The following is a 9,805-nucleotide window of genomic DNA, read 5'->3' on the forward strand; positions in this document are numbered from 1 at the left end:
CCACCAGGAATCGAACCGGGGACACAAGGATTTTCAGTCCTTTGCTCTACCAACTGAGCTATGGCACCAACTGTGTTTTATTTAGCGAGTGCAAAGGTACAAATAATATTTGAATTGACAAAACGAAATCTGATTTTTTTGCTTTTAAAAGCAAAAATCGTTGAAAGTTGAGAGTTAGTTGAGAGTTGAGAATTGAGAGTTAGTTGAGAGTTGAGAGTTGAGAATTGAGAATTAGTTGAGAGTTGAGAGTGGAGAGTTGAAAATTGAGAATTGAGAGTTGTGATTACCTTTGTTATTCATCACTATCAATATGTTAGCATGCAAAACATATCATAACTCTCCACTCTCAACTCTCCACTAAGCATTACTTGCTCAGCGGATTCCAGCCCTGCGCTTTCAGCTCAAACTCCTGGTTGTCGCGTGTCACGAGCATTTGTCCGAGTTCGGGGCGTGTGATATGTCCAATCATCTTCACGCCATCCATCTGCTGAATCTTTTCGTGGTCGCCGATAGGTACGGTGAAGAGCAGTTCGTAGTCTTCGCCACCGTTCAGAGCACAAGTAGTGACATTCATGTTCAACTCTTCAGCCATAACAGCAGTCTGGTAGTCGATGGGAATGTTCTTCTCGTAGATGCGGCAACCGCAGTTCGACTGTTTGCAGATGTGCATCAGTTCGCTCGACAGACCGTCGCTTATGTCCATCATGGCAGTAGGGTGGATGTTGAGTTCGCGGAAGCGTGCTATGATGTCGCCACGAGCTTCTGTCTGCAACTGGCGTTGCAGCAGATACTCCTTGCCAGCAAAGTCGGGCTGGAAGTCGCGCAACTCTTCCAGAGCACGCTTGTCGTTCTTCTTGCGAGCCTCGTCCACCTGCTGATAGTAGACACTCTTTTCGCGTTCGAGCAGCTGCAGACCCATATAGGCAGCGCCGAGGTCGCCCGTCACACATATAAGGTCGGTGTCCTTGGCACCGTTGCGATATACAATGTCTTCCTTGCGAGCCTCGCCAATACAAGTGATGCTTATAGCCAGACCAGTGTAAGATGATGTGGTGTCGCCACCAACGATGTCAACTCCCCATTTGTCGCAAGCCATACGCAGTCCGCTGTAGAACTGCTCCATGTCCTCCACCTTGAATCGCTTGCTCAGCGCCAAGCTCACTGTGAGCTGTCGCGGAGTGCCGTTCATGGCGAATATGTCACTTATGTTGACCATAGCCGACTTGTATCCGAGGTGCTGCATGTCGATGTAAGTGAGGTCGAAGTGTACGCCCTCCATAAGCATATCGGTAGTTACGAGCACCTCAGAGTCGGGATAGTGCAGTACGGCGCAGTCGTCGCCCACGCCTTTGATGGTAGATTCGTTCTTTAGCTTTATGTTATCGGTGAGATGATGGATTAGTCCGAACTCACCGAGTTTTGAAATGTCTGTCATATATATTATATAATGTGTGATTTATGCTCTGCGTATCATCTCGCGCATTATTTCGGTCATGAGCGGCTGTGCGGCATTGGCAGCCACTTGCACTTCCTCGTGCGACACCTCAACAGGCGTGTCTTCCAGTCCGAGGTCGGTTATTACGGATATGCCGAATGTGCGTATGCCACAATGGTGAGCCACTATGACCTCAGGCACGGTGCTCATACCCACAGCGTCGCCACCCATGCGGTGATACATACGATATTCGGCAGGAGTCTCGAATGTCGGTCCCTGCACGCCCACGTACACGCCATGCACCACACGAATGCCCTTTTCGCTGGCTATGTTGTCAGCCTCGTTGATGAGAGCGTGGTCGTATGTCTCGTGCATGTCAGGGAAACGCGGACCGGTAGGGAAGTTCTTTCCGCGCAACGGATGTTCGGGGAAGAGGTTGATATGGTCGGTGATGATCATCAGGTCGCCAATCTTGAACTCCGGGTTCATACCTCCCGACGCATTGCTTACAAACAGGGTCTTTATGCCCAGCTCGTACATTACGCGTATGGGGAAGGTCACCTCCTTCATCGAGTAGCCCTCATAGTAGTGGAAGCGTCCCTCCATGGCCATGATGTCCTTGCCGCCAAGTTTGCCGAAAATAAGTTTTCCGGCATGTCCTTCAACCGTCGACACGGGGAAGTTAGGTATGTCCTTATATGAAAATTCGTAGCTGTCGGTTATTTCCGTGGCGAGTTGTCCGAGCCCCGTACCGAGGATGATGGCTGTTTCAGGACTTGTGGTCATCCTTTCTTTTAGCCAAGATGCTGTTTCTTGAATTTTTTCGTACATAGCTTATGATTTTATTGTTAAACTCATCTTCGCCGTCCAGCATGAATTTTATTCTGATGGGTAGGGCGTAGATGTTCTTCTTCACGTCGTCGGGGATGTCGCCCGTATGCGTCAGTCGCGTTGCGTCCTTCTCGGTTGTTATAATCATTTTGGGCGAAGGCATAGAGTCGAATGTCTGGCATACGCGCTCTATGTCGGCAGCTGTAAACTGATGGTGGTCGCCGAAGGTCACGGGTGTGATGTTCTTCGACACTGGTTGCAGGTCTACAATCATCTGTTGGGGCGATGCGATGCCCGTGAGCAGCAATATGTTGATGTCCTTCGGCAGCGAGCTGATAGGCTTGCGTTCACCCTCGAATACGGGTTTCAGCGTTTCGTATTGCAGCGTGGTGAAGTAAAGTTCCTGATATGGGTACAGGTTCATGGCACGTTTCAGTACACGATACTCCATCGGCTTCAGGTCTTTCGGACATTTCGTCACTATTACTATGTCGGCTCTCGACTTGCCCTCCTGCGGTTCGCGCATGCGTCCGGCAGGCAACAGCTTGTCGTAGATTATGAGTCGGTGGTAGTCGACGAGCAGTATGTTGATGCCCGGCTTCACATATCGGTGCTGATAGGCATCGTCGAGCAGTATCACGTCGATGTCCTTGGTCTCGTCGTCGTGCGTAAGGCGGTCGATGCCGTTGCGGCGGTTGCGGTCTACAGCCACGTATATGTCGTCAAATTTACGTCGCATCTGATAGGGTTCGTCGCCTATCTCGGGCATAGTAGTATCCTTATGGGCAAGTACATAACCGTGGCTCTTGCGCTTGTATCCGCGCGAGAGCACTCCGATCTTCAACTTGTCGTGCAACAGGTTTATGAGATATTCCACGTGAGGAGTCTTGCCCGAACCTCCCACGGTGATGTTGCCCACCGATATGATGGGTATGTCGTAGCTTTGGCTTTTGAGCATTCCGATGTCAAACATCCAGTTGCGAATGCGCACACCGATGCCGTACAGCCAGCTCAAAGGCACAAGCCACTCATTTATTTTTATGAAATCTCCTTCTGTTCTCATTATGTTGTTTGCTATCTAATGTTCAATACGTATGGCATACGTGCCTGCAGCGCCTGTCGGTTGTTGAGATTGCGCATCAGGCAGAACGGCTCATACATGTCGCCCAGTGTCAGACGTAGCTGTTCGTCGAGGTAGTTGCCACCGCTGACAGAGCCCATCAGCTGGTCGGTCCATGACAACGGAGCCGGATAGTCGGTTGTGTAGTAGCTCTTTACCTTGGCAAGTTGTGCTGCCTTACGCACAGCATCGTCAAGACTTCCAAGCTGGTCTACCAGCTTTATCTTCAACGCATCGTTGCCAAGCCATACACGTCCTTGTGCTATCTTTTCTACAGCTTCTGTCGGCATGCGTCGTCCGTCGGCTACACGTTTGCGGAAGAGCTGGTAGCCACGGTTGACATAAGCCTGCAGTATGGCTGTCTCTTCGGCGCTGAACGGACGGGCCATTACATTGCCGAAGGTGGTGTGGCGGTTGGTCTTCACCTCGTCAAACTTCACTCCGAGCTTCTGTGTCACCAGTCCGCTCATGTCTGGAATGGCAGCGAATATTCCGATGCTGCCCGTCAGGGTGTTGGGCTGTGCCACAATCCACGATGCAGGAGCCGACATATAGTAGGCGCCCGATGCGGCATAATCGCCCATTGATATCACTACAGGCTTCTTCTGCTTCAGCATGCTCACTTGGTGCCATATCTGTTCGGATGCGTATGCGTCGCCGCCACCAGAATTGATGCGTATTACTACAGCCTTGACGCCGTCGTCGTTCATCAGTGCTTCGAGGTCTTTGCACACCTTAGATGCTACTATGTTATGTCCGCCACCGGTCAGTGCCGATGCGGCATCGCTCTGTACGATGCTGCCGTAGGCATAGTATACGGCAATCTCGTCATCGGCAGTATTTGTGTCCTTTGTGTTGAGCATGTCGCTCACGCTGATTTGCGGCACCGTGTCGTCGTCTTCAAGCTTAAGCATCTTCTTTACGACATCCTTCACCTTGTCGGTGTACATCACGCCGTCCACCATCTTGCGCTTTACGAGCAGGTTGGTAGGTTGGAACTCTGTCAGTTCATCAGCGTATGAGTTGAGCGAGTCGACGCTTATGCCGCGGCTCTTGCTTACAGCCTGGCACACGTTGTTCCACATTCCTCCCACAAAGGTCTGGGTCTGCAGGCGGTTGGCATCGCTCATGTGCTCTTCGGTATATGTCTCGGTGGCGCTCTTGAATGTTCCAACCTTCACAACCTGGAACTTTACGCCGAACTTGGCAAGCAGGTCCTTGTAGAATATGGGTTGGGTGCCTATTCCGTGCCATTCGAGCATACCTTGCGGGTTGATGTACACCTTGTTGGCAGCCGACGACACGTAGTAGGCGCCTTGCGAGTATGAGTCGGCGTAGGCTACAATCCACTTGCCGCTCTTGCGGAACTGCTCCAGTGCGCCACGTATCTCCTGCAGTGTGGCATAGCTTGCGCTTAGCACGCCAGCCTCTATGTATATTCCCTTCACGTTGGGGTTGTCCTTGGCTTTGCCTATGGCTGCGAGTATGTCGTTGAGGCCCGTAGTCGATGCGTAGGAGCCAGTCAGTTTGCCTATAATGTCATCCTGTCCCTGCTCCTCGATGGTTCCAGATAGGTCTAATACGAGTACAGAACCGTCTTCCACGGTTTGTGTAGCCTGGCCCGAGGCCACCATTCCTACAATGCTCATCACGCCGAATATTCCGGCTATGATTACAAATACAACTATGCCTACGATAGTTGCGAGTACGCTTTTGATGAAACCCTTCATACTGATGAATGTGTTTTATTGGTTTATAATAATGCAAAGATAACACTTTTTGCCGACACTTGTCTATTAATCTTATTAATATTTGAATGCGTACATTTTATAATGTCATAAAAAAAGCGTACCTTTGCACACGTTTTGCAGGTAAACTACAACTATTTTACAGATTTTATCAAAGTACAAAAAGAGAACGTATGTCTCAGATTCAAGAACTTGACAAAGAAAAATTGTTACGTCGCAAGCTCGACTTGCTTTTGAAGACTGGTCAGATGCTTGTTGAAAGCGCTGCCGACACCAATCGTATCATCCGCAACATGAACCGTGTGGCCGCTTTTCTCGGATTGCCCGAGGAGCACCTCCATGTGTATGTGCAGTTCAACATGCTCATGGTGAACCTCAGCGACGGCGAACACTCGTTCACCAAGTTTCAGCGCTGCACCAAGCACGGCATCAACATGACTACCATTTCGCTCATCTCTAAGCTCTCATGGCAGGCCATCGCCGAGGACTACACTATCGAGCAGTATGCCGAAGAACTCGAGAAGATTCGTCAGCGTCCGCGCAATTACACTCCGCTTCAGGTGGCTATCGGAACCGGTTTTGCCTGCGGTGGATTCTGTATTCAGTTCGGCTGCGACTGGATTGCTTTCTTCTATGCATCGTTGGCAGCTGCCATTGGCATGTATCTGCGCGGCTGGTTGCTTCGCAAGGGATTCAACAACTATATGGGCATTGCCGTGGCTGCTTTCGTCAGCACGCTCATCGCTTTCCTTACAATGTGGCTTCCGTCGTCGTGGACTTCTACACCGCTGCATCCGCTGTTGGCTTGTGCGCTCTTCATCGTGCCCGGTGTGCCTCTCATCAACTTTGTCGATGACATGCTCGACAATTATATACAGGTGGGACTCACGCGTGCCATCAATACGTTCCTTATGATTGTGGCTATGTCGTTTGGTATTGCTTTCTTCCTGAAGCTGTCCAACTTCGACTTGACGCAGTTCTATACCATCCCGATGATTCCCCACAATAATTATATAAGCTACGCTGCTGCCGCCGCCATTTCGGCTATGGGCTTCTCTATGATTTTCAATATTCAGCGTCGACTGTTGTGGGTAGTAGCTATCGGTGGTATCATTGCAGTATGTACACGCAACTTTGTCAATCTTGGTCCGTCTAACAACAACATCGGTCTCGATATGGGACTGGCAATCGGCTCGCTTGCCGGCAGTGCGCTCATTTCGCTCATCTGCGTCAAGGCAGTACACTGGTTCCACGTGCCCCATCACGTATTGTCAATCCCGAGCGTCATTCCTATGGTGCCGGGTGTGCTCATGTATCGTGCTCTTGTGGCTTTGATCGAGATGCAGGGTGTTGTAGGCGAGTTGACCAATGCAGTGAAGTTCGGCATGGGTTCAGCTATTACCATCATGTGTATAGCCATTGGTGTGGCTATTCCTAACGTATTCGCCCGTCAGTGGATTGCGACTTCACGTCGCAAGCGTCTTCAGAAAGCCATTGCCGACCGCAAGGCTCGTGGCAAGTTCGTTGATTTGTCAGAGTTTAATGCCGACTAATATTGGTTGCATTACAAATTGAATATAAAAATAAAAAGCCTATTGCTGTAATGGCAATAGGCTTTTTTATTTGCGTCTACGTTTTCCGAATAGGAAAGCGCCTTCTTGATATTTGCGGTAGAGTTTCCATCCGAGCATAGCTCCGTCAAGCACGCCCGTGCCCATGCTGAGCATTTTCATTATCTTCTGGGCCTTGTTCTGTGGTGCTGGCTCTTCGCGGTGAAACAGGTCGTTCCATTTTGTCGATATTACGTCACGGTCCTGTCTTATCTGCTCCAGCAATTCTTCCTTGTATAACCTTATGTCGTCGAGCGAACTGAATTTGCGTTCGCTTTGTACTGTATTGTCTTGTTTCATACGGCTTCTTTATTGTTTGGATGTTTCACTTATTTGTGTGTCGTGCTGCAATTACGTTAGTGTATGCTTCAGCTTAGGTATGGACTATTCCTGCATAAGCATGCTGGCGAGAAACCGCACAAGCGGACGCTCTATCCATTTCTTTCTGAACACTACAAACAGCAGGAGCACTACAAAGTAAACACCGGCTATGCACGCAAATGCGGCAGCTGTGCCCATGAGCGGTTCAAGAGCATATACGGCAGCAAACGACAGGTATATCAGGCCGATGAAGAGCAGCAACGAGAGCAGCGCCACCATTATAAGGGCTGTAAACAGGCGCACAATCTTGTCAATTACATCGAGCTTCATGTACTTTGACTGAAGCCCGATGTAATGCCTCACAACCTCAATGAGTTGCGCTATTGTCTCTATGTTTTTGTCGGTTGAGAACATTTCGACTGTATGCTGGTTGGAGATATTTGATTATTCGTTGTCGGCGTCAGTTGCTTCCTTAATGTCGTCAACGAGATCTTCAACCTCCTTGCGGCTTACGCGGATGTTGTGCTTCTTGCAGAAATCGTCTACTGCGTCACCAATCTTTGTACGTGTCTCGCTGCCTTTTTCCGGTGCCAAGAGTATTCCTAATGCTGTTCCGGCGATAGCGCCGCCGAGAAATGCGCCAATGTAACCTAATGCTTTCATGTCGTTAAAGTTTTAAAGTTTATAATGTTGTCTTTATCAAAAGCAAATATAACGAATCTTTTCCGATAGTTGGGCTTTTGTTTGCGTTTTTTTTGTTAAAAAACCTATTTGTAGGAGGGTGGGGTGGTGCAGGCAGCGTTTTCTTGCCAATGTGCTGTGCTGGTCGTGCCTGAATGCTATATATATAATAAGGTGTAATGACCTGGATTCCGACGCTTTTCAAAAGGACTCTTTTTGCACTTCAAAAGGAGTCCTTTTACCTTACAAATGTAGTCCTTTTGAATGGCAAAAGGACTACATTTGCAACCCAAAAGGACTACATTTTTCTTTGTGTTTGCTTATTTTTTTGTAATTTTGCATCCAAAATTCAGATTTAGTAAAGTATGAGAATAGGATTTGACAACGAGAAGTATCAGAAAATTCAGTCTGAGCACATTAAGGAGCGCATCTCACAGTTTGACGGAAAATTGTATCTCGAACTTGGAGGCAAGCTCTTCGACGACCATCACGCAAGCAGAGTACTGCCTGGATTTACACCCGACAGCAAGTTGCGCATGTTCCAGAAACTAAGTGACAGCATCGAGATTGTAATGGTGATTAGTGCCACTGACATCGAGAAGAACAAAAAGCGCGCCGACCTCGGCATCACTTACGATGAGGATGTGCTGCGTCTGCGTGGCGAATTCCAGAACCGAGGCTTCATGGTTGGCTCGGTTGTCATCACTCATTACAACGGTCAGCCAGCTGCCACAGCCTTCCGTCAGCGACTGGAGCGCGAAGGTATCAAGACCTATTACCATTATTTAATAGAGGGCTATCCTCACAATGTAAGTCTTATCGCTTCGGATGAAGGGTTCGGCAAGAACGATTACGTAGAGACAGAGCGTCCGCTTGTAATCGTTACGGCTCCAGGTCCTGGTAGTGGCAAGATGGCTGTGTGTCTGAGTCAGCTCTACAATGAGAACAAGCGTGGCGTACGTGCCGGCTATGCCAAGTTCGAGACTTTCCCCGTGTGGAATCTTCCGCTCAAGCATCCGGTAAACATTGCTTATGAAGCCGCTACAGCCGATCTCAACGATGTCAATATGATTGACCCGTTCCATCTTGAGGCATATGGCAAGACTGCCATCAACTACAATCGTGACATAGAGATTTTCCCAGTGCTCAATGCTCTTTTTGAGGGTATATATGGTACAAATCCGTATAAGTCGCCAACTGATATGGGCGTAAATATGGTGGGATTCTGCATCAGTGATGACGATGCTTGCTGCGAAGCTTCGAAGAACGAGATTGTACGCCGCTACTATGATGCCACAAATAAGTTGGCACGTGGTGCTTGCAACGAGGCTGAGATAGCCAAGATACAGATGCTGTTCAATCAGGCTAAGATTACTACCGATTTCCGTCGCACTACAACTGCTGCCAAGGAATATAAGAAACTGACTGGACATACGTCGTCGGCTATTGAACTTGAAGATGGTACTATCATCACAGCTAAGTCGAGCGAACTGCTTGGCTGCTCGGCTGCACTTCTGCTTAATGTGATGAAGCATCTTGCAGGCATCGATCATAGTTTAAAATTGTTGCCGCAGTCGCTCATCGAACCGATACAGTACACCAAAATCAACTATCTCGGTGGACGCAACCCGCGACTCCATACTGACGAAGTACTTGTAGCGTTGTCGGTGCTTTCGGAGAACGATGAGAACTGCCGTCGTGCATTGCAGCAGCTACCAAAGCTCCGCGGATGCCAGGTTCACTGCACAGTAATGCTCAGCGATGTCGATCAGAAGATATTCAAGAAGCTTGGTGTAAACCTCACTTGTGAGCCTATTCTTAAGAAATAACACGGTTTTTAGTGGATGGATGTTAAAATAAATGTACTTTTTGAATTTTTCTGCGCAAAAACTTTGGCGGTTAAACAAAAAGTCATATCTTTGCATCCGCTTTCGAGTTGAAAATACCGCAGCTAACTGAGGAAAAATAAGACCGAAAGCAGGAAAGGAAAGAGTTCTTTGAAAAGATTTACATAAGACAGATAAAGTAGTACAAGAAGCGAGAATGAAGAAATTCATTC

General features: G+C 48.6%; 9 protein-coding genes. 2 read left to right on the plus strand and 7 right to left on the minus strand.

Annotation, left to right across the window (positions count from 1 at the left end; all coding sequences use genetic code 11):
- Positions 1–364 precede the first annotated feature (364 nt).
- The 4 genes from thiL to sppA are packed head-to-tail and all read right to left on the minus strand — an operon-like array spanning position 365 to position 5,116.
- Complete coding sequence (thiL, locus tag I6E38_RS13265) at positions 365–1,435, minus strand: thiamine-phosphate kinase (protein WP_235394445.1); 1,071 nt, start codon at positions 1,433–1,435, stop codon at positions 365–367.
- Positions 1,436–1,456: 21 nt separating this feature from the next.
- Entirely contained in the window at positions 1,457–2,266 is an 810-nt protein-coding gene (locus I6E38_RS13270; RefSeq protein ID WP_455072711.1) for a purine-nucleoside phosphorylase, read from the minus strand.
- Positions 2,205–3,329: a tetraacyldisaccharide 4'-kinase gene (gene lpxK / locus I6E38_RS13275; protein WP_235394447.1), complete on the minus strand. Its 1,125-nt coding sequence runs from the start codon at positions 3,327–3,329 to the stop codon at positions 2,205–2,207. Before lpxK ends, I6E38_RS13270 begins: the two co-directional genes overlap by 62 nt.
- A gap of 11 nt (positions 3,330–3,340) precedes the next feature.
- Positions 3,341–5,116, minus strand: a complete 1,776-nt coding sequence (sppA, locus tag I6E38_RS13280; protein WP_235394448.1) for a signal peptide peptidase SppA — start codon at positions 5,114–5,116, stop codon at positions 3,341–3,343.
- Positions 5,117–5,307: 191 nt separating this feature from the next.
- Here sppA and I6E38_RS13285 point away from each other — a divergent pair, with 191 nt between their 5' ends.
- Positions 5,308–6,687: a threonine/serine exporter family protein gene (locus I6E38_RS13285; protein WP_235394449.1), complete on the plus strand. Its 1,380-nt coding sequence runs from the start codon at positions 5,308–5,310 to the stop codon at positions 6,685–6,687.
- Positions 6,688–6,753: 66 nt separating this feature from the next.
- On the opposite strand, the gene I6E38_RS13290 is transcribed toward I6E38_RS13285, so the two are convergent.
- The 3 genes from I6E38_RS13290 to I6E38_RS13300 all read right to left on the minus strand — a co-directional run bounded on the left by I6E38_RS13290 (position 6,754) and on the right by I6E38_RS13300 (position 7,728).
- Entirely contained in the window at positions 6,754–7,044 is a 291-nt protein-coding gene (locus tag I6E38_RS13290) for a hypothetical protein (RefSeq protein ID WP_235394450.1), read from the minus strand.
- Positions 7,045–7,128: 84 nt separating this feature from the next.
- Positions 7,129–7,479: a phage holin family protein gene (locus tag I6E38_RS13295; RefSeq protein WP_235394451.1), complete on the minus strand. Its 351-nt coding sequence runs from the start codon at positions 7,477–7,479 to the stop codon at positions 7,129–7,131.
- Between the two features lie 30 nt (positions 7,480–7,509).
- Positions 7,510–7,728, minus strand: a complete 219-nt coding sequence (locus I6E38_RS13300) for a YtxH domain-containing protein (protein ID WP_235394452.1) — start codon at positions 7,726–7,728, stop codon at positions 7,510–7,512.
- 383 nt (positions 7,729–8,111) lie between these two features.
- Here I6E38_RS13300 and I6E38_RS13305 point away from each other — a divergent pair, with 383 nt between their 5' ends.
- Positions 8,112–9,575: a DUF1846 domain-containing protein gene (locus I6E38_RS13305; RefSeq protein WP_235394453.1), complete on the plus strand. Its 1,464-nt coding sequence runs from the start codon at positions 8,112–8,114 to the stop codon at positions 9,573–9,575.
- Positions 9,576–9,805: the final 230 nt, after the last annotated feature.

The sequence above is a fragment of the Leyella stercorea genome (assembly GCF_021531355.1).
Lineage (GTDB): Bacteria > Bacteroidota > Bacteroidia > Bacteroidales > Bacteroidaceae > Prevotella.